This is a genomic window from Azonexus sp. GW821-FHT04F04 (genome assembly GCF_059420025.1).
Window position 1 is genome coordinate 368,107 of the sequence record NZ_JBWKSX010000003.1, and the last position, 20,257, is coordinate 388,363.

Annotated in this window: 16 protein-coding genes; 13 read left to right on the forward strand and 3 right to left on the reverse strand. The window is 59.8% G+C overall.

The window, feature by feature from the left end; genetic code table 11:
* Positions 1-5: 5 nt before the first annotated feature.
* Entirely contained in the window at positions 6-1,664 is a 1,659-nt protein-coding gene (locus AC07TV_RS09105) for a hypothetical protein (protein WP_494648077.1), read from the forward strand.
* A gap of 19 nt (positions 1,665-1,683) precedes the next feature.
* On the opposite strand, the gene AC07TV_RS09110 is transcribed toward AC07TV_RS09105, so the two are convergent.
* A complete protein-coding gene (locus tag AC07TV_RS09110; protein WP_494648078.1) occupies positions 1,684-2,475 on the reverse strand; it encodes a hypothetical protein in 792 nt (263 codons plus the stop codon).
* 202 nt (positions 2,476-2,677) lie between these two features.
* Between AC07TV_RS09110 and AC07TV_RS09115 the strand changes: the two genes are divergently transcribed.
* On the forward strand, positions 2,678-3,865 hold the full coding sequence (locus tag AC07TV_RS09115; protein WP_494648079.1) for a diguanylate cyclase domain-containing protein: 1,188 nt from the start codon (positions 2,678-2,680) through the stop codon (positions 3,863-3,865).
* Between the two features lie 69 nt (positions 3,866-3,934).
* Here the strand turns inward: AC07TV_RS09115 and AC07TV_RS09120 are convergent, their stop codons facing one another.
* Together AC07TV_RS09120 and AC07TV_RS09125 are read right to left on the reverse strand one after the other, a co-directional pair.
* The gene (locus AC07TV_RS09120) at positions 3,935-5,467 is read right to left on the reverse strand and encodes a fumarate hydratase (protein ID WP_494648080.1); all 1,533 of its coding nucleotides are present in this window, start codon (positions 5,465-5,467) and stop codon (positions 3,935-3,937) included.
* Between the two features lie 14 nt (positions 5,468-5,481).
* Positions 5,482-6,021, reverse strand: coding sequence for a TIGR00645 family protein (locus AC07TV_RS09125; protein WP_494648081.1), 540 nt, complete (start codon positions 6,019-6,021; stop codon positions 5,482-5,484).
* 248 nt (positions 6,022-6,269) lie between these two features.
* On the opposite strand from AC07TV_RS09125, the gene acs reads away from it, so the two are divergent.
* The 11 genes from acs to AC07TV_RS09180 all read left to right on the forward strand — a co-directional run bounded on the left by acs (position 6,270) and on the right by AC07TV_RS09180 (position 20,250).
* Entirely contained in the window at positions 6,270-8,231 is a 1,962-nt protein-coding gene (gene acs, locus AC07TV_RS09130) for an acetate--CoA ligase (protein ID WP_494648082.1), read from the forward strand.
* 183 nt (positions 8,232-8,414) lie between these two features.
* Positions 8,415-8,609 carry a hypothetical protein gene (locus AC07TV_RS09135; RefSeq protein WP_494648083.1) on the forward strand — a complete coding sequence of 65 codons (195 nt, stop codon included), beginning with the start codon at positions 8,415-8,417 and terminating at the stop codon, positions 8,607-8,609.
* On the forward strand, positions 8,610-11,342 hold the full coding sequence (locus AC07TV_RS09140; RefSeq protein ID WP_494648084.1) for an ATP-binding protein: 2,733 nt from the start codon (positions 8,610-8,612) through the stop codon (positions 11,340-11,342).
* A complete protein-coding gene (locus tag AC07TV_RS09145) occupies positions 11,339-11,710 on the forward strand; it encodes a response regulator transcription factor (RefSeq protein ID WP_494648085.1) in 372 nt (123 codons plus the stop codon). The genes AC07TV_RS09140 and AC07TV_RS09145 overlap by 4 nt, the downstream gene beginning before the upstream one ends.
* Positions 11,711-11,780: 70 nt before the next feature.
* Positions 11,781-13,943, forward strand: coding sequence for a 3'-5' exonuclease (locus tag AC07TV_RS09150; protein WP_494648086.1), 2,163 nt, complete (start codon positions 11,781-11,783; stop codon positions 13,941-13,943).
* 7 nt (positions 13,944-13,950) lie between these two features.
* Complete coding sequence (locus tag AC07TV_RS09155; protein ID WP_494648087.1) at positions 13,951-15,006, forward strand: DUF294 nucleotidyltransferase-like domain-containing protein; 1,056 nt, start codon at positions 13,951-13,953, stop codon at positions 15,004-15,006.
* 83 nt (positions 15,007-15,089) lie between these two features.
* Positions 15,090-17,009: a DUF294 nucleotidyltransferase-like domain-containing protein gene (locus tag AC07TV_RS09160; RefSeq protein ID WP_494648126.1), complete on the forward strand. Its 1,920-nt coding sequence runs from the start codon at positions 15,090-15,092 to the stop codon at positions 17,007-17,009.
* Positions 17,006-17,677, forward strand: a complete 672-nt coding sequence (locus AC07TV_RS09165) for a hypothetical protein (protein WP_494648088.1) — start codon at positions 17,006-17,008, stop codon at positions 17,675-17,677. Before AC07TV_RS09160 ends, AC07TV_RS09165 begins: the two co-directional genes overlap by 4 nt.
* A 9-nt stretch (positions 17,678-17,686) precedes the next feature.
* Complete coding sequence (locus AC07TV_RS09170; RefSeq protein ID WP_494648089.1) at positions 17,687-19,723, forward strand: sodium:solute symporter family protein; 2,037 nt, start codon at positions 17,687-17,689, stop codon at positions 19,721-19,723.
* Complete coding sequence (locus AC07TV_RS09175) at positions 19,720-19,971, forward strand: DUF4212 domain-containing protein (protein ID WP_494648090.1); 252 nt, start codon at positions 19,720-19,722, stop codon at positions 19,969-19,971. The genes AC07TV_RS09170 and AC07TV_RS09175 overlap by 4 nt, the downstream gene beginning before the upstream one ends.
* Before the next feature lie 9 nt (positions 19,972-19,980).
* Positions 19,981-20,250, forward strand: coding sequence for a hypothetical protein (locus AC07TV_RS09180; RefSeq protein WP_494648091.1), 270 nt, complete (start codon positions 19,981-19,983; stop codon positions 20,248-20,250).
* Positions 20,251-20,257 lie beyond the last annotated feature (7 nt).

Sequence of the window (20,257 nt, forward strand, 5' to 3'; positions counted from 1 at the left end):
ATCGTATGACCGACACGCAGGGCGATCCGGAGAACGGTCGCGTTCGGCTCTTTCACGCCAGCCTGGTCTGGCCGCTACAGCTTGAACCGATGGCGATTACCGGTAGCGAGGGGCGGCACTGGGAAATTTTCGAGTCGCGGACCGAGACGCATCCATGGCGTCGGATCGATGACGAGTTCATGGAGGATGCCGGTCAGTTCAAGGAGCGCCATTACCGTGAGTTCGTTTCGTTTTTGCCCTATGTGCAGCGCTTTCTGTACGGTGAAGGCCGCTCGCGCAATTCGTCGCAGGACGACCCGCCGGGCGGCTCGCCGATGCATGTTTTTCGGCGCAAGGATATTGACCGGCTGCGGGTGACGCTGCGCAAGGGGCTGGTGCCGATCGAGCTCGACATTGTGCACCTCGATCTCTATTTCTTCCACGATCTCGATGTCGTGCAACTCAATCTCGAGGTGCGGGCCAATAACCTGCCGCTCGATACCGTGCGCGATTTCCTCTTCCGCTTCGGGCGGGCTTATCCGTCCGGCTGGGAAGAGGGCGGCGAGGGTTTGCACAACGTCTATCTGGCCGAGTGGATCGGCGTCGACGGTCAAGTCATTGCCCGTTCCGATGCCGAAAAACGCGAAAAATACCTGAGCTATGTCTGTCAGCATCGCAGCCCGTGCATTTCCGAGCATTGGGCCAGCCTGCTGCGGCCGATGGTGCTGGCGCATTCCGATGAAGAGGGCGATTTGCGCTACCGGCTGATCGAGTACCAGCGCATGCCGGTCATGGCCTTTCTTGCCGTTGACCAGCCGCGCACGCTAAGCCGCGAGGAATGGGTACGGATCGGTCTGGCGACCATGCTGCACCCGAACGAAACGCTGCCGATCAACGAACCGGGCGTCATCGAGTTCGAAAGCCGGTTCTGTCACGACCGCTTCTGGACCGACAGCGAGGCCGGGCCAAACACGCGCTTCATGTGCACCGGCAACGCCTTCACAGTGGTCGGCGATACGGCTTTTCCGTTTTTTGTCGATGGCGAACGCGGTGTTCTGGCGCAATTCCGTCACCAGTATTTCCTCGTCTTTCTCATCGCGCATTTGCACCGGGCCTCGCTGCTGGCGTTTTCCGAGGTGCTGGTCGACGCGGTCAATGATCTCGATATCCGCAATGACAATTCCGTGCGCCGCTTCAAGCGGCGGATCCGGGCCAATTTCGAGACTTTCCTGCGCTTCACGCACCGCTACTGGTTTCATGAGCTTTCCGAACGGCCGCACGTCCAGGCCATGTACCGGCTGTGTTCCAACCATCTGCACAACGATGCGCTGTATGACGACGTCCGCGACGAAATTCGCGAGATGAGCCACTACCTCGACAGCGACTCGCAGCGCCGGCAATCGAACACCGTTGTCCGGCTGACCGTGATCACGATCCTGGGTTTGATCGCGACGGTGACAACCGGCTATTTCGGCATGAACATCATTGCCTTCGGCGAGGGTTCGATAATCGAACGCGCCCTGCATGGGCTGATTGCGACCTCGGTGTTTATCGGCCTGGTACTGTTTGCCGTGGCCAAGTCGAAGCGCATGTCCGATTTCCTTGAAGCCTTGTCGGACGAAAGGCTGACACTGCGTGGCAAGTTCCGCGCGCTGTGGGGCGTGGTGGGCAAGACCGAGCGCTGATTCAGCGCTCGGGAGGATTTCAATTTTGGCCGTTTTTTCCGGTTGACCGTAGCAAGCCGATTTCCCGCGCGGTTTCCGGTCCGATCAGCGTATCGGCAAGGTTGATCGGGATCTCGGCGGTCTGTTCATCCACCGGGATACGCCCGCCCATAATTTCTGCCATCTCCTGCGGCAGTCGCGGGGTTCGTCCCGGTTCGGCGTAGCCCTGCGGGTAGATCGGCTGCAGTGTCATCAGATCGTATTTGTCGGTGGCGCCGAAGGTGTGCAGCATTTCGTGGGCAATGACCACGGCGTTTTGCCGGCGTTGCCGGCGCGAGGCATAGGCGTGGATGACGCCAATCTGTCCCTTGCTGAGGCCAGTCGAATGGGGAACCGACGAATTGAGTTCGGGATCGTGAAAGAGCACGAACAGGCGGACATGCGGTTTCGGGCCGTCGATCTTGTCGTGCTGCGATGCCCACCAGCGCAGTTTCAGGCTCCACAGAACGGCATCCAGCGCGCTTGGCTGGCTTGGCCGCAAGGGCGGAGTATCGGCCAGCGGCGGTGAAACACGCAACGCGACCGGTTGCAGTATGGCGAGCCCCTGTTTTTCCGTCTGTTGCTGTAGCCACTGCGCAATTTCCGTAAAGCTTTCGTTATTCAGGCCGCTAACGTAGGCGGCAGTGGCTGGAGAGTTGTCGCCGGCAATCGGATAAATCGCGACGTGGATGGTGTGTTCCCAAGCCGTCAGCCGGGAATTCGAGCGCCACGCGCCAAGGCCGACAGTGGCGAGGACAAGCAGCAGGATCAGGATGCGGAATTTGCGGAACATGTTGGTGGACAGGTATTTCCGGACTGGGTGGTCAGGCGGTTCAGGTGATCAACGGGACGAAAAATATATCAATTCAGGTGAAATGAGAAAATGAACAAGAAGTCAGTAATGTAAGCGGCATTTCGCGGAATGAATTAAACTATCCCTTTGGTCGTAACATTCTTACAATCGTGTCGTATAAGCGAATTTGCGTGGAAGAGATATGACGAAGTTGCAGAAAGTCCTGATTGTGGACGCTTCGCGGCTGGTTCGAGCGTCACTTGGCAAGCTTTTGCGCGGACATTTCGAGGTTTGCGAAGAGCGCGATGCAGAGTCGGCGTGGCAAACGCTTGTTCTGGACTCGTCGATCATCGCTGTATTTTCCGGGCTGGATATCACCACGCTCGAGGGAGCCGGGCTTGTCGAGCGGCTCAGGGCCAGCAAATTGGCTCGCCTCAATCAGCTGCCCTATTTTCAGCTGGTTTCCGACAGCTTCTCCGAAGACGGGCGGGAGCAGGCAAAACAACTCGGTGTTTCCGAATTCATTCCGAAAAGAAGTGCCGGTCCGGAGTTTCAAAGTTTACTGCTCCGCCTGATTGATCCTGATCTGAATTCACCAACCGATTCGACCGCGGTTGTTACCGAATTCGGCGAGCAAAGCGAAGTCAGCGTGAGTGACTTCTTGCAGCGTGTCGATAGCCTTCCTGGCCTGGTTGACGCATCCCCGACAAATCAGGTCGCCCCTGCGATAAGGCTGTCTGAAGGTGCCGGAGAGCCGTGCCTGCAAGACTCGCTGGCCCTGATTCATGATCCGCAGCCGGTTGGCGTCCTGGTCTTTGGGTTGGATGGCTACGAAGACTTCAGGCTTCGTTACGGCTGGGATCTGGCCGACAGAATTGTCCAGAAAATACTCGGTTTGCTGGCGAGCAAGATAAATTCGGATGAAAGCATGCTGCCGCTGGTCGGCGGGCGCATCGCCATCATTTCAAGGATGGCCGGGCGCGAACAGTGCGAGAAATTTGCTCGCAGCGTTTGCCGGGCGATGTCCGCAGCAAATATTTCAATACAGGGGACGCGAGTCGCGGTAACCGTCAGCGTGGGCATCGCTGCCTTGCCGGACGATTATGCGGCAACGACGACCGACGAACTGTTGCATCTGGCGATCAGCCGCCATGATGCGGCGCATCTTTCCGGTGGCAACCGGGTAGTCTGCATGACCGGTTGTGGCGGGGACAGCATCAACCAGGAGGCGTTTTTTGCCCGCCTGAAAGAGATGCTGGCCGAAGAGTCGCTCCCGGACATGATGTCCTGCAAGGGCTGGATCAGTGCAGTTTGCAAAAAATGCCGGAAATTGCGTGCTGCCGGTGAGTCTCCGCTCTGCCCGACGGGAAGCGTTGAAGAAAACTGCTGACAGTTTTTCCCTGGCAGCGACCCAACAAAAACCCGGCCTTGGCCGGGTTTTTGTTGTCCAGAGAAAGGCTTAGGCAGAGACAGGAATCTTGCCAATCTTGATCTGCCATTCCTTCGGGCCGGTTTCGTGCACGCTGACACCGGAGGAGTCGACGGCAACCGTCACCGGCATGTTCTCGACATCGAACTCATAGATGGCTTCCATGCCCAGATCGGCAAAGCCGACGACCTTGGCCGACTTGATCGCCTTGGCGACCAGGTAGGCAGCGCCGCCGACGGCCATCAGGTAGGCCGACTTGTTGTCCTTGATCGCCTCGATGGCCACCGGACCGCGTTCGGACTTGCCGATCATCGAGATCAGGCCGGTCTGTTCGAGCATCATCCGGGTAAACTTGTCCATCCGGGTGCCGGTGGTCGGGCCGGCCGGGCCGACGACTTCGTCACGGACCGGATCGACCGGGCCGACGTAGTAAATGACGCGGTTGGTGAAGTCGACCGGCAGCTTCTCGCCCTTGGCCAGCATGTCGGCAATACGCTTGTGCGCGGCATCGCGGCCGGTCAGCATCTTGCCGTTCAGCAGCAACTTCTGGCCCGGTTTCCAGGAAGCGACTTCTTCCTTGGTCAGGGTGTTCAGGTTAACCTGGGTGGCCGACTTGAGGTCCGGCGTCCAGGTGACGGCTGGCCAGTCTTCCAGCTTTGGAACTTCAAGTTTGGCCGGGCCGGAGCCATCCAGATGGAAATGGCAGTGACGGGTTGCCGCGCAGTTCGGGACCAGCGCAACTGGCAAGTTGGCGGCGTGGCAGGGGTAGTCCAACACCTTGACGTCAAGCACGGTGGTCAGGCCGCCGAGGCCTTGGGCGCCGACGCCCAAGGCATTGATTTTTTCCATCAGTTCGAGGCGCAGTTCTTCCGGACGGGTCAGCTTGGCGCCGGTGGCAGCCTTGGCTTTCAGTTCGTGGATGTCGACCGGCGCCATGATCGATTCCTTGGCCAACAGCATGGCCTTTTCCGGCGTGCCGCCGATGCCGATGCCGATGATGCCGGGCGGACACCAGCCGGCGCCCATTTCCGGGATCTTGTGCAGTACCCAATCGACAAGGTCGTCGGACGGATTGAGCATGGCGAACTTCGATTTCGCTTCCGAGCCGCCACCCTTGGCGGCGCAGATCACTTCAACGTGATGGCCGGGAACGATCTCAAAATGGACGACGGCCGGGGTGTTGTCCTTGGTGTTCTTGCGGGCACCCGCCGGGTCGGCCAGCACCGAGGCGCGCAGCGGATTGTCCGGATTGCCGTAGGCGCGACGGACGCCTTCGTCGATCATCTGCTGGATGCTCATCGTCGCATCCGGCCAGGTGACCTGCATGCCGACCTTGATGAAGACCATGCCGATGCCGGTGTCCTGGCAGATCGGGCGGTGACCTTCGGCGGACATCCGCGAGTTGGTCAGGATCTGGGCGATGGCGTCCTTGGCGGCGGGGCTTTCTTCGCGGTCATAGGCTTCGCCGAGGGCCTTGATGTAGTCGAGCGGATGGTAGTAGCTGATGTACTGGAAAGCATCGGCGACGGACTGGATCAGATCTTCTTGTTTGATGGCGGTCATGCGCAACTCCGGAATTAATGATGTTTTTGATGTTGCAGAGCGAGAGTCTGGGTCATGGTTTTATCTACCATTGCCATGGCCAGGGCGGAGAAAAGGAATACGACGTGAATGATCACCTGCCACATCAGCGTGTGCTCGGACAGGTTGTTGGCATTGATGAAACTCTTCAGCAGGTGAATCGACGAAATACCGATGATGGCCGTCGAAAGTTTGATCTTGAGGACGCCAGCATTGACGTGGGACAGCCATTCCGGCTGGTCCGGGTGATCTTCCAGGTCGAGCCGGGAAACGAAAGTTTCGTAGCCGCCGACGATAACCATGATCAGCAGATTGGCGATCATCACGACATCGATCAGTCCGAGGACTGACAGCATGACATCGGCTTCGCTGATGTGTGCGGTGTCGAGGGCGTTATGAACCAGGTGGCTCAGTTCGACCATGAACAGCCAGCAATAGACGACTTGCGCAATGATCAGGCCGATATAGAGCGGCGCCTGAATCCAGCGGCTGGCAAAGATGAAGGATTCTAGAAATTTGATTGGTGAACGCATCATGGGATTCTTGGATGGGGGATATGAAGTTTATCACGCGACCGGCAAGCTTCCGGAAGCGCCAGAATTGCTGCGCCGCAGCGTGATTTCGTAAGGCCTTTGTAAGAATATCGACGTCTAATGCCGCATCAACGCTGGCGGGGGAGGGTGGTGTTCTCCGGCTTGCGCGGCTTTACACAGTTCCAGGGTCAAGCCTGGGATCCAATCGGTTGTTTCAACATAAATTGCGAAGTACCGCAGAGGAGAAGAATATGTCGAATGAGTCCGTGCAGCTAATTTATCCGTCTGACGAAATGGTCAAGAACGCGGCGGTTTCGGGGATGGACGCCTACCGGGCGCTGTGCGCGGAAGCGGATGCCGACTACCCGGAATTCTGGGCCAAGCGCGCCCGTGAATTCATCACCTGGAAGCAGCCGTTTACCCAGTCGCTTGATGAATCCAACGCTCCGTTTTTCAAGTGGTTTGCCGATGGCAAGCTGAACGTTTCATATAACTGTCTCGACCGTCAGGTCGAAGCCGGCCTGGGCGAAAAAGTCGCCATCATCTTCGAAGCCGACAACGGCGAAGTAACCAAGGTTACTTACAAGGAATTGCTCTCCAAGGTTGCCAAGTTCGCCAACGCCCTGCGCGGCATGGGCGTCAAGAAGGGTGATCGCGTCGTCATCTACATGCCGATGACCATCGAAGGCATCTGCGCCATGCAGGCTTGTGCTCGCCTCGGCGCGATCCACTCCATCGTTTTCGGCGGCTTCTCGGCCCAGTCCCTGCGCGATCGTATCAACGACGCCGGTGCCGTTGCCCTGATCACCTCCGACGGCCAGTTCCGCGGTGGCAAGGCCATCCCGCTCAAGCCGATCGCTGACGAAGCCTTCGCCATGGGCGGTTGCGAGTCGGTCAAGAACGTCATCGTTTTCAAGCGCACTGGCGCCGAAGTCAACATGGTTGCCGGCCGTGACACCTGGTTGCATGACGCCGTTGCCGGCCAGTCCGACGTCTGCGAACCGGAATGGGTTGAAGCCGAACACCCGCTGTTCCTGCTCTACACGTCCGGCTCCACCGGTAAGCCGAAGGGTGTTCAGCACTCCACCGGCGGCTACCTGCTGCACGCCATCATGACCATGAAGTGGACCTTCGACATCAAGCCGAACGATGTCTTCTGGTGCACGGCCGACATTGGCTGGGTTACCGGCCACACCTACATCACCTACGGCCCGCTGGCCTGCGGCGCAACCGAAGTTGTCTTCGAAGGCGTCCCGACCTACCCGGATGCCGGCCGTTTCTGGAAGATGATCCAGGACCACAAGGTTTCCATTTTCTACACGGCTCCGACCGCCATCCGTTCGCTGATCAAGTCTTCCGAGAACAACGCGGCAGTGCATCCGAAGAGCTACGACCTGTCTTCGCTGCGTATCCTCGGTTCGGTCGGTGAGCCGATCAACCCGGCAGCCTGGACGTGGTACTACGAGAACGTTGGCGGCGGCCGTTGCCCGATCGTCGATACCTTCTGGCAAACCGAAACCGGTGGTCACATGATCACCCCGTTGCCGGGCGCAACCCCGCTGGTGCCGGGTTCCTGCACCCTGCCGTTCCCGGGTATCCAGTTCGCCGTGGTCGATGAGACCGGTGCCGATCTGCCGTGGGGCCAGGGCGGTATCCTCGTTTGCAAGAAGCCGTGGCCGTCGATGATCCGCACGATCTGGAACGACGACGAGCGCTTCGTCAAGTCGTACTACCCGCAGGACTTCCAGGGCAAGTACTACCTGGCAGGCGACGGTGCCATCCGCGACAAGGACACCGGCTACTTCACCATTACCGGCCGTATCGACGACGTGCTGAACGTTTCCGGTCACCGCATGGGTACGATGGAAATCGAATCTGCTCTGGTCGCCAACCCGATGGTTGCCGAAGCAGCCGTTGTCGGCCGTCCGGACGACCTGACCGGTGAAGCCATCGTCGCTTTCGTGGTGCTCAAGGGCCAGCGCCCGACCGGTGACGACGCCAAGCGCATCATCAAGGAACTGTCTGACTGGGTGGGCAAAGAGATCGGTCCGATCGCCAAGCCGAAGGACATCCGTTTCGGTGACAACCTGCCGAAGACCCGTTCGGGCAAGATCATGCGTCGTCTGCTGCGCGGTCTGGCCAAGGGCGAGGAACTGACGCAAGACACCTCGACGCTGGAGAACCCGGCTATTCTGGAACAACTGAAGGGCTAAAAAGCTTCGTTCCAGCATGAGCCAGGAGGCGGCGAGCTTGCCACGCTGCCTCCAAAGACTATAAGGCAAGGAGGAGACAATGGTCGCCCATAAGGTGGCCTCCCGTGTAGTCGCATCAGACTATATGCCAACAACGGCTGGCACGCTTGGCGTGCCAGCCGTTCCCTTTTCTGGGATGGGGTCGTGAAAAGAGCCAATCCAACCCGCCAGCGACTGGCTGCACTCGGTCTGCTCGGTGTGCCGCTGCTGACCTATCCGCTGCTCAGCCTGCCGGGCGGCGAAGTGGGCGGTATTCCTGCGACCTATTTGTATCTGTTCGGCGTCTGGGCCGGACTGATCGCGCTGGCGGCCTGGGTGGCCGAAAGGCGAGGCTCGTAGATGCTTTCCGGCTGGTTCATTGCGCTCCTGGCCGCGGCCTATCTCGGACTGCTGTTTGCCGTCGCCCGTTTTGGCGATGCGCGGGCCGATGCCGGCAAATCGATTATCTCGGCCAACGTTTACGCGCTGTCGCTGGCGGTTTATTGCACCTCGTGGACTTTCTACGGCAGCGTCGGGCGGGCCACGTCTGGTGGGCTGTCCTTCCTGACCATTTACCTTGGTCCGACGCTGATGCTGCTCTGCGTCGGCGTCATCATCAAGATGATCCGCATCAGCAAGGCGCAGCGCATTACGTCGATTGCCGACTTCATTGCCTCGCGTTACGGCAAGAGCCAGTTGCTGGCCGGCATGGTGACGGTGATTGCAGTGATTGGCGTCGTGCCGTACATCGCCCTGCAGCTGAAGGCGATGGCCGCCAGTGTCGATGTCCTGCTCGAACATGCCGGCAACGGTGTCGAGGTCTGGGGGCTGGATTCCACTTTCCTCATTGCGGTCGTCCTGGCCTTGTTTTCCATTCTGTTTGGGACGCGCCATCTCGATGCGACCGAGCGCCATGAGGGTATGGTCGCTGCCGTGGCTTTCGAGTCGGTGGTCAAGCTCATCGCTTTCATGGCGGTCGGGCTCTTCGTCACTTACGGCATGTTCGGCGGGCTCGGCGACCTGTTCCAGCGGGCGGCGGCGAGCGCCGATCTCAGTCGTTTGCTGCAACTCGATTCTGGGCGGGCCGGAACGTGGACTTCGTTGATCATCCTTTCCGGGCTGGCCATCATTTTTCTGCCGCGCCAGTTCCAGATCATCGTCGTCGAGAACGTCGATGAGTCGCACCTCAAGCGGGCCGTCTGGCTCTTCCCGCTCTACTTGCTGCTGATCAATATTTTTGTCCTGCCGCTAGCCCTGGGAGGCTTGCTGCATTTTGACGGGCAGAGCGTCAATCCGGACACCTTCGTGCTGACCCTGCCGCTCGCCCGCGGCGCCGAGGCGCTGGCCTTACTGGCCTTCATCGGCGGTCTGTCGGCAGCGACCGGGATGGTCATCGTCGAAACCATCGCTTTGTCGACCATGGTCTGCAACGACCTCGTCATGCCCATCCTGCTACGGTCAACCGGAAAATTCGTCGAAAAACGAAAAGACCTTTCCGGCCTGCTGATCGGCATCCGGCGTGCCGCCATCGCCCTGATCCTGCTTCTCGGCTACATCTATTTTCGCGCCGCTGGCGAAGCCTACGCACTGGTCGGCATCGGCCTGATTTCCTTCGCGGCAGTTGCCCAGTTCGCGCCGGCGATGTTCGGCGGCATGTACTGGAAGCAGGGCACCCGGGCCGGTGCAGTGTCAGGTTTGCTGGCCGGCTTTGTCGTCTGGCTGTATACCTTGCTGCTGCCCTCGTTTGCCAAATCGGGCTGGATGCCGAATGGTTTTGTCGAACACGGCTTGTTCGGCATCGGCTGGCTCAAGGCGCAGGCGCTGTTCGGACTAAGCGGGCTGGACGAAATTTCGCATTGCCTGTGGTGGAGCATGCTGGCCAATATCGGCGCCTACGTTGCCGTGTCGCTGAATTCGAAACCGGATGCCGTGGAGGCCAGTCAGGCCGAGCGTTTCGTCGATGTCTTCCGCTTCGATTCGCGCAATGCCGAGGCGCGGCTGTGGCGGGGCAAGGCGTCGCCGGATGCGCTGGTTGGCTTGCTCGAACGCTTTCTCGGGGCCGCCCGTGCCCGGCAACAGTTGGCGGCCTATGCCAATTCGCGGCAGGCCACGGATTGGCGCAACCTGCCGGCCGATGCCGACTTTGTCCAGTTTGCCGAATCCGAACTGGCCGGTGCCATCGGCTCGGCCAGCGCCCGGGTCATGGTTGCTTCGGTGGCGCAGGAAGAGGATCTCGGGCTGGAAGAGGTGCTCGACATTCTCGACGAGGCAACGCAGGTCCGCGCCCATAGCCGCGAACTCGAGGCCAAGCAGCAGGAGCTCGAGGCGGCGACCGCCGAGCTTCGGGAAGCCAACGAGCGCCTGCGCGAACTCGACCGCATGAAGGACGATTTCATCTCGACCGTGACGCACGAGTTGCGCACGCCGCTGACCTCGATCCGCGCCCTGTCCGAAATGCTGCACGAAGATCCACGTCTCGAACTGGCCGATCGCAAGCGTTTCCTCGGCATCATCGTGACTGAAGCCGAGCGCCTGACCCGGCTCATCAACCAGATTCTCGACATGGCCAGGATGGAGTCCGGGCGGGCGGAATGGACGACCGGCGAGGTTGATATGGGGGAAGTCGTGCGCGAGTCGATGGCCTCGCTCGAGCAGTTGTTCCGGGACAAGGGCGTCGCGCTGGAGGGTGATATTCCGGCTTGTGCACCGGTCGTGCTGGCCGACCGGGATCGCCTGACCCAGGTCATGATCAACCTGCTGTCGAATGCCGTGAAGTTCGTCCCGGGCGGCAGCGGCCGCGTTCTGGTCCGGCTATCCAGCGCTGCTGGTCTGGTCCGTGTTGAAGTGCGCGACAACGGCCCGGGTCTGACGGCTGAAGAATGCAGCGTCATTTTTGAAAAATTCCGTCAGGGTGGCAACACGATGACGGACAAACCGCAGGGAACCGGTCTGGGCCTGCCGATCAGCCGCCAGATCGTGGAATATTTTGGTGGTAATCTCTGGGTTGAAAGCGCGCCCGGAGCCGGAGCGAACTTCATTTTCACGGTGCCCTTGCCGGTGCCGGACGATAACAGTGGGAGACAAACCGCATGACCAAGAAAATCCTGATTGTCGATGACGAACCCAACATCGTCATCTCCCTTGAATTCCTCATGAAAAAAGAAGGTTTTGCCGTCGCCGTCGCCGGCGATGGCGAAGAAGCCTTGACCAAGGTGGCGAGTTTCGAGCCCGATCTGATCCTGCTTGACGTCATGATGCCGAAGAAGTCCGGTTTCGAGGTTTGCGAGGCATTGCGCGCCGATCCGTCGAAAGCTGGCTTGCTGATCGTCATGCTTACCGCCAAGGGCCGTGACACCGAAGTGGCCAAGGGGCTGGCCATCGGCGCCGATGCCTATGTCACCAAGCCGTTTTCGACCAAGGAACTGGTGGCCAGAGTGAAAACCATGCTGGGGATCGTCTGAGCGCAGGCTTCCACGGTCAACCGGAAATAACCGACCAAAATCGAAATCCAAATTTGTTGGAATGCACGCCATGAAGGCTAAACAACGTTTGATCGTCGCGGTGCTCGTTCTCGGTCTGCTCATGACCGGCCCGTTTGTCGTCACCTCGCTGCTCGTCTGGCTGGACATGAAAGAAGCCGAGCGCACCCTGCTGACCAATCTGCTGGTTTCCCGGCTGCCGGTCGGGACGATGATGACCCTGTTCGGTTTTGCCCTTGGCGTCGGGGTGCTGCACAAGCTTTTCAAGCAGTATGTCGAGGGCCTGTTGAGGATGGCTGAAACGTTGCGCCTGATGCTTGGCGCCAACCGCAATTTCCGGGTGACCATCGAAGGCCCGCCGGAAGTCCAGCAACTGGCGCAGGCGGCCAACGATCTGGCCGAGCAGCGCGATGTCCTGATGGACGACGTCGATGCCCAGATCGCCACCGCCAAGGCTTCGGTCGAGGAAGAAAAGAACCGGCTGGCCGCGCTCATGTCCGAACTTGCTCAGGCGGTCGTGGTATGCAACCTCGATGGCCGCATCCTGCTCTACAACAACCGCGCCCGCCTGCAGTTCAAGGCGCTGTCGCAAGGCCCGACCTCGGTCGCCGGTGGCGCCCTGATCGGCCTTGGCCGTTCGATTTTCTCCATTCTCGAAAAGAGCCAGGTCGATCATGCCGAGGAGGTCATTCGCCAGCGTCTGTCATCCGGCAAGACGGCGATCTCCAATTTCATCACGACGACACGCGGCGGCCAGTTGCTGCGCGCCCAGATGGTACCGGTACTCGCCGCCTCGGGCGACGAGGGCGAGGCTGCGATGTCCGGCTACGTGCTGACCGTCGAGAACATTACCCGCAGCATCGAGGAAGAAGAGCGTCGCGATCAGGCACTGCATTCGCTGACTCAGGGTAGCCGTTCGTCCATCGCCAATATCCGGGCCGCCGTCGCCAACCTGCTCGATTACCCCGACATGGAGCCCGAACTGCGCGAACGTTTTCTCCGGGTGATCGACGACGAAGTCGCCAAACGCAGCCAGGTCATCGACCAGACCATGAGCCAGTTTTCCGACGCCATCAAGACGCGCTGGCCGCTTGAAGACATTCTCGGCATCGACATCGTGGCTGCCGCCCAGCGCCGGATCGACGACAAGCTCAAGTTGCCGACCAAAACCGAAGAAATCGACGATGCCCTGTGGATCAAGGCCGACAGCTTCTCGCTGGTCTTTGCGCTGGTCAGCCTGGCCTCCAAACTGCAGGATCATTACGAACCGCGCGAACTGCGTTTCCGCCTGACTTCCGCCGGCAAGCTGGCCTACCTCGACCTGATCTGGGCCGGCCCGGCGATGTCGTCGGAAACCTTCTACACTTGGGAAATGGAATCGATGCAGATTGGTAGCGAAAGCTCGCCGCTCAGCCTGCGGGATGTCATTGACCGGCATGGCGGTGAAATCTGGTACGAGCGCGAAAAGGCTGCGCACCGGGCCTTCTTCCGTTTCGTGCTGCCGGTCGCCGTGCCCGAACTCGAGAGCGAACCGGAAGAGCGCAGCCGCGGCAAGGGGCGGCCCGAATACTACGATTTCGACCTCTTCAAGTTCGAGGACAAGAGCATCGACCTCGATCGGAAACTGTCCGATCTGACCTACACGGTGTTCGATACCGAAACGACCGGTCTGGAACCATCGAAAGGCGACGAAATCATCCAGATCGGCGCTGCCCGCATCGTCAATAACCGACTGCTGCGTCAGGAAACATTTGACCAGATCGTTGACCCGGAAATCCCGCTCAAACCCGAGTCGATTCCGATCCATGGCATTACCGAAGACATGGTGCGCGGCAAGCCGAACATCGATGTCATCCTCCCGGCCTTCCACGAATTCTGCGAAGACACCGTGCTGATCGCCCACAACGCAGCTTTCGACATGCGTTTCCTGCAACTCAAGGAAGAGCGTACCGGCATCCGTTTCACCCAGCCGGTACTCGATACGCTGCTGCTCTCGGCTGTCGTTCATCCCAATCAGGAATCGCACAAGCTCGACGTCATCCTTGAACGCCTCGGCATCACCATCGGCACCCGGCACAATGCACTTGAAGATGCGCTGGCAACCGGCGAAGTCTTCCTGAAACTGGTCAAGCTGCTCGAAGACAAGGGCATCGTGACCGTTCGCCAGGCGCTCGAAGCAGCCGAGAAAACCTATTTTGCCCGAGTGAAGTATTGAGGCCGGAATGAACTCCGACTTTACCCTGTCCTGCCGACAGCAACTCGAACTGGTGACCGTAGTAAATGCGCTGTCCGAGCTCGACGCCGCGCCGGCCCTTGCCGGGCGCCTGCGCGAACATCTGCTGGCGGTAGCGGGGAGTGGTCTCGACGGGCTCGCTGCGACGCAGCTGATTTCCGTCTTCAATGACCGCTTGACGAGCAAAGTCATCGAATTGACGGCTCGCCGCCATCGTCTGCCGCCAGTGGCGTGGTGCTGGCTGGCGCTGGGCTCCGAAGGGCGGCACGAACAGACTTTCGTCACGGATCAGGACAACGGCCTGATTTTCAACGCGACCAGCGAACAGGAGGCGGCTGCCCTGCGCCAGATCTTCCTGCCCTTCGCCCAGGAGGTTAACCAGCATCTGGCTAACTGTGGCTTCGCCTTGTGTACCGGGCAGATCATGGCTGGCAACCCGGCCTGGTGTCTGTCGCTCGAAGAGTGGCGCGAAAAATTCATCGACTGGGTGCGTCGCCCAGAGCCCGAAGCGCTGCTCAATGCCAGCATCTTTTTCGACCTGCGCCCCCTGTTCGGCGAACTGCCTCTGGGCGAAAAATTGCGTACTGTGCTGCTGTCGATGACAGTGGCTACGCCATCCTTCCAGCACCTCATGGCGGCCAATGCGCTGCAGGTCGATGTCCCACTCAATTTTCGCGGCGATATCGCGGTCGGCGAGGGCGACAGCATTGATCTGAAGAAGTACGGCAGCCGGATCTTTGTTGACGCAGCACGCATCTTTGCGCTGTCTTCCGGAACGAAGGTGGTCAATACGGCAGAGCGCCTGCGTCAGGCCGGTTCATCGGTTGGCCTGCCAGCTACCGAGATTGCTGCGGTCGACGCCGCTTTTTCACAGATTTTGCGCTTGCGGCTGGCGCAGCAGATCGAAGCCGCAGGGCGAGGGGAGCCCGGGGGGTATGGCCTGAAACCCGCCGCGCTGCATGATGTCGATCGGGCCATTTTGCGTGAGACATTGAGGCAGGCAAAGCGTCTGCAGCAGCGTCTCAAGTTAAACTATGCACTCTAATAAATGAGGTTGTCGTGACTACGCAACAGCAAACAGGGCAGGAAAAAGAACAAGTACAAGAACAGGCCGTCGGCCAGGTCGAAATGTCGCTGCGTCAGGATGGGCGCAGCCGAATGGCCGGCAACACGCAGGCTTTCCTGCGTAACCACGCGCCATTCAACAAGATGCAGCCGGATGCTCTGCAGCGTTTCGCAGAAAAGGCGCAGATCGTTTTTTACGCCGCCGGCAGCGAGATTGTCGGGCCGGATTCCGGCAAGGTCCGTTTTTTCTACCTCATCGAATCCGGCAAGGTGCAGGCGCGCCAGGCTGGCGAAGTGACGGTCACCGAATATTCCATCCTCAGTCTTGGGGCCGGGGAGAGCTTCCCGATCGGTGCCGTCACCGCGGGTCGGCCATCGACCAACCTGTACACCGCCGTTGAAGATACCTTCTGCTACCAGTTGCCGGCCGACGATTTCCTCGCTCTGCTGACCTCCAGCCCTGAATTCAATCTGTTCTGCACGCGCTACATTGCCAGCCTGCTCGACCAGTCGCGTCGCCAGTTGCAACTGCAATTCTCCCAACGCGCCAGCGAGCAGCAAACGCTCAATTCGCCGTTGGCCGGCATCGGTTCGCGTTCACCGATCACTGTGGCGCCCGATACGCCCTTGCGCGCCGCGCTCGAAACCATGTCGAAAGCCGGTGTCGGTTCGCTGGTCGTCGCCGGTGACGACCGCAAGGCCGTTGGCGTATTCACGCGAACCGATCTGCTCGATCGCGTCGTCCTCGCCGAACTGCCGCTGACCACGCCAGTTGGCCAGGCAATGTCACCGAATCCGTTCATGATCGAAGAGCATGCCACGGCCTACGATGCGATGTTCGCCATGGCAACGCACGGCATTCGCCACGTGCTGGTGACTGATGCCGAAGGCAAGCTGACCGGCGTCGTTTCCGAGCGCGACCTGTTCTCGCTGCAGCGCGTCGGTTTGCGCCAGATTCGCCAGTCGATCGACGGCGCCCGCAATGTCGAGGCCTTGCAGCAGGCTGCCGCCGATGTACGCCAGCTGTCGTTCAACATGCTCGCCCAGGGCGTCGGGGCCGAACAGCTGACCCAGTTCATCTCGGCGCTCAACGATGCGCTGACCCGCCGCGTTATCCAGCTCAATCTGGAAAACCACAATTTCGACGGCATCGAATGGGCCTGGCTGGCCTTCGGTTCGGAAGGCCGCGACGAGCAGACCTTCAGCACCGATCAGGATAACGGCATCGTCTTCGCGCCGCCGGAAGGTGCTGCGGTCGACGCCTTGAAACAGCGTTTCCTGGCCTACGCGCTCGACGTCAACAACGACCTCGACCGTGTCGGCTTCCCGCTGTGCAAGGGCAACATCATGGCCAGCAACCCGCAATGGTGTCTGACCCTTGACGAGTGGAAAGACCAGTTTGCCAACTGGATTCGCATGCCGCAGCCCGATGCGCTGCTCAACGCCACTATCTTTTTCGATTTCCGGGCGCTCTACGGCAAGTCCGAACTGGCCGATGCGATGCGCCGCCACCTGCTGGCGCAGACCGCATCGAACCCGATGTTCCTGCGCGCCATGGCCAAAAATGCCCTCGACGTCGAACCGCCGCTCGGCAAGATTCGCGATTTCCTGACCGATCTCGAACCAGGGCATCCGGGCAAGATCGACCTCAAGAAATACGGCTCGCGTATTTTCGTCGACGTCGCTCGCATCTACGCCATGGCCAGCGGCGTGCACAACACCAATTCGATCCAACGCCTGCGGCTGGCCGCGCAGCGGCTGTCGATTCGCAGCGACGAAATCAACGCCGTCCTCGAAGGCCTGAATTTCATCCAGCTGCTGCGCTTGCAGCACCAGTATCTCGAAGGTGAACCCGGCACGCAGGGCGACAACCTGATCGATCCGGATACGCTCAATGAGCTGGACCGCCGCATTCTGAAAGAATCCTTCCGTCAGGCCCGCAAGATCCAGACGCGCCTCAAACTCGACTACCAGGTGCAATGACCATGCTCGGCCTCAAGAAATTCCTGTTCCGGGGCAGTGCACAAGCCAATCTGCCGGACGACGTACGGGCTTCGCTCGACGTCTGGCGCGCCAGCAAGGCGCCGCCGCTCGACGATCTGCACTTTCACACCCGCTATGTCGTTGTCGACATCGTCAGCAGTGGTTCGAATCCCGAAAGCGACCAATTGCTCGGCATCGCTGCCAGTTCTGTGTGGAAGGGGGCAATTCAGCCCGACGATACCTTCTACGTCGATTTTTCGACCCTGGACGGCGAGGGTTCCACGGTCGACCGGGAATTAACGGCATTTTTGTTGTTTGCTGCCAAGGCGCCACTGGTCACCTACCATATTCCCTATGTCGGCGGCTTTTTGCAGCGCGCCTTGAGGGAACGGCTGGGCGTTGATTTTCAGCCGCAGTGGGTCGATCTGGCCTGGCTGTTGCCTTCAATGTTCGAGGACAAGGGCGATTCGGTCATGCCGCTCGACCACTGGATCGAGGTCTTCGGCCTCGATGCCGGTAGCGGCCGACGCGATGCGATGGCCAACACCCTGCTGCTGGCGCGCATCTTCCAGATGATGACGGTGCGTGCGGTGGGCAAGCAGATCGACACGGCGGCTCATTTGATCGACGAATCGCGGGCCAGTAGTTTCCTGCGGCGCAACCACTAAAGTCGCCGGATGTTTGCTTCACTGACCAGGCTGCAGCGTTACTACCTGTATTACACCTGCGGCTTCCTGTCATTCATCGGGGCGCTGGCGGTTCTCGAACAGCACGGCATGCCGCCGCGCTGGATCGGCTATGCCTTCCTGTGTTTCACCATTTCGATGTACGCGCTGATCGGCATCGTCTGCCGGACCTCGGATGTCTCCGAGTACTACGTCGCCGGCCGACGGGTGCCGGCCTTCTTCAACGGCATGGCGACCGGCGCCGACTGGATGAGCGCCGCCTCCTTCATCGGCCTGGCCGGAACTCTTTACCTGTCCGGCTTTCAGGGGCTGGCCTACGTCATTGGCTGGACCGGCGGTTTCGTGCTGGTCGCACTGCTCCTCGCGCCATATCTGCGCCGCTTTGGTCAATACACCATTCCCGACTTTCTCGGCGCCCGCTATGGCGGCAACGCGATTCGCCTGGTCGCCGTTGCCGCCGCCATCCTGGCCTCCTTCGTGTACGTCGTGGCGCAGATTTATGGCGTTGGCGTCATTACCAGCCGCTTTGTCAGCCTGCAATTCGAAATTGGTGTGTTCGTCGGTTTGGCCGGCATTCTCGTTTGTTCGTTTCTGGGGGGCATGCGGGCGGTCACATGGACGCAGGTGGCTCAGTACCTGATCCTGATCATCGCCTATGTGACGCCGGTCGCCATCCTGTCCTACAACGTTACCGGCAATCCGGTGCCGCAACTGGTCTATGGCCAGGTTCTTCAGCAGGTTACCAAACTGGAGAATCGCCTGTTCCAGAGTCCGGTTGAGGTGGAAGTCCGCGAGCTTTACCGCGAACGGGCGGATCTCTACGCCCAGAAGATCATGCAGTTGCCGCAATCGCTGAATTTCGAGCGCGAAAACCTGTCGGCACAGATCAACCAGCTCAAGGCCAGCGACGCCCAGATGAAGGATATTGTGGCGCTCGAACGGCAGTACCGGGATCTGCCCCACGATCCGGATCAGGCGAGGGCGCGTTGGGAATATGCGATGTTTTCTGCGGTTGAACGTAGCAAAACGCCGATTCATCACGCTGAGGCCTTTCCCGGCGAGACGGTCGAGGAGCAGAACATCATGCGCGTCAATTTTCTCGCGCTGATCTTTTGCCTGACGGTCGGGACGGCCGCCTTGCCGCACGTACTGACCCGCTACTACACGACGCCCACCGTTCGCCAGGCACGCGAATCGGTGTTCTGGTCGCTGTTGTTCATCCTCTTGCTTTACATCACCGCGCCAGCCTACGCGGTCTTCGCCAAGTACGAGGTGCTCTCCCATCTGGCCGAAATACCGATCACCAAATTGCCCGGCTGGGTGGCCGCCTGGGCCAAGATCGGGCTGGTCAGCATCGAAGACATCAACGCCGACGGTATCCTGCAACTGGCTGAACTATCGCTCAATCCGGACGTCATCGTACTCGCCACCCCGGAAATCGCCGGCATGCCCTACGTCGTCTCCGGCCTGGTGGCGGCTGGCGGTCTGGCCGCTGCCCTGTCCACCGCCGACGGCCTGTTGCTGACCATTACCAGCTCGCTGTCGCACGACGTTTATTACCGTATCTTCCGTCCTGACGCGTCGACCCAGTTCCGGCTGGTCATCTCGAAGTCGATGCTGCTGGTCGTCGCCATTCTCGCCGCCACGGTTGCCGCCCAAAAACCGGGAACAATCCTGTCCATGGTTTCCTGGGCCTTTTCCATCGCCGGCTCCGCCTTCTTCCCGGCGCTGGTGCTCGGCATATTCTGGGAAAGGGCGACCCGTGCCGGCGCGCTGACCGGCATGGTCGTCGGCATTCTGCTGTCGATCTATTACATCATTCGCGTCGAATTCGACAGCATTCCCATTCTCGGCATCAGCGGTTTTGGCATGGATCCGTGGTTCCACATCCAATCGACCTCCGGTGGCCTGTTTGGAGTCATCGCCGGTTTTATAACGATCATTGTGGTCAGCCTGTTCACCAAACCGGATCCTCGGGCAGCCAGCTTCCTCAGCACCATCCGTTTCCGGAATGGAGACGCGCCGTGATCTCAAAAGCCGACCTTCACTGGCGCAAGACGCGGCGCCTGACCTTTACCCTCATTTGCTTCTGGCTGTTCATAACCTTTGGCCTGACCTGGTTCGCCCGAAGCATCAACGAGGTAGTCATCCTCGGCTTTCCACTGGGTTTCTACATGGCCGCTCAAGGCGCCCTGGTCCTCTACCTGATGATCATCTGGTGGTACAACCGGCAGATGAAAAAACTTGACGCAGAATTCGGTGTCGACGACTTCTGAGCGCCGGCAATGAGCCTTTTCCTGATCAGCGCGTTGCGGGCGATTGTCGAAATGCTTGGCCTTTGTCTGATCGGGCAGGGGATGCTCTATCTGATAGCCGGCCGGCAAAGGGCTGGCAACCGCGTCTACCAACTTTTTTCCTTGATCACCAAGACACCTCGCCGGATTGTGGCGACGGTTCTACCGCGTTCCGCAAGTGAAGTGCTCGTAGGTATCCTGACCTTTGCGATTGTCCTGATTCTCTGGCTGGGACTCGCTTTTGTCCGAAAGTTTGTTTGACCAAGCG

Bases quoted from the DNA above. Each gene is read 5' to 3' on its own strand.
- AC07TV_RS09105 (WP_494648077.1), top strand. From the start codon at position 6: ATGACCGACACGCAGGGCGATCCGGAGAACGGTCGCGTTCGGCTCTTT.
- AC07TV_RS09110 (WP_494648078.1), bottom strand. From the start codon at position 2,475: ATGTTCCGCAAATTCCGCATCCTGATCCTGCTGCTTGTCCTCGCCACT.
- AC07TV_RS09115 (WP_494648079.1), top strand. From the start codon at position 2,678: ATGACGAAGTTGCAGAAAGTCCTGATTGTGGACGCTTCGCGGCTGGTT.
- AC07TV_RS09120 (WP_494648080.1), bottom strand. From the start codon at position 5,467: ATGACCGCCATCAAACAAGAAGATCTGATCCAGTCCGTCGCCGATGCT.
- AC07TV_RS09125 (WP_494648081.1), bottom strand. From the start codon at position 6,021: ATGATGCGTTCACCAATCAAATTTCTAGAATCCTTCATCTTTGCCAGC.
- acs (WP_494648082.1), top strand. From the start codon at position 6,270: ATGTCGAATGAGTCCGTGCAGCTAATTTATCCGTCTGACGAAATGGTC.
- AC07TV_RS09140 (WP_494648084.1), top strand. From the start codon at position 8,610: ATGCTTTCCGGCTGGTTCATTGCGCTCCTGGCCGCGGCCTATCTCGGA.
- AC07TV_RS09145 (WP_494648085.1), top strand. From the start codon at position 11,339: ATGACCAAGAAAATCCTGATTGTCGATGACGAACCCAACATCGTCATC.
- AC07TV_RS09150 (WP_494648086.1), top strand. From the start codon at position 11,781: ATGAAGGCTAAACAACGTTTGATCGTCGCGGTGCTCGTTCTCGGTCTG.
- AC07TV_RS09155 (WP_494648087.1), top strand. From the start codon at position 13,951: ATGAACTCCGACTTTACCCTGTCCTGCCGACAGCAACTCGAACTGGTG.
- AC07TV_RS09160 (WP_494648126.1), top strand. From the start codon at position 15,090: ATGTCGCTGCGTCAGGATGGGCGCAGCCGAATGGCCGGCAACACGCAG.
- AC07TV_RS09165 (WP_494648088.1), top strand. From the start codon at position 17,006: ATGACCATGCTCGGCCTCAAGAAATTCCTGTTCCGGGGCAGTGCACAA.
- AC07TV_RS09170 (WP_494648089.1), top strand. From the start codon at position 17,687: ATGTTTGCTTCACTGACCAGGCTGCAGCGTTACTACCTGTATTACACC.
- AC07TV_RS09180 (WP_494648091.1), top strand. From the start codon at position 19,981: ATGAGCCTTTTCCTGATCAGCGCGTTGCGGGCGATTGTCGAAATGCTT.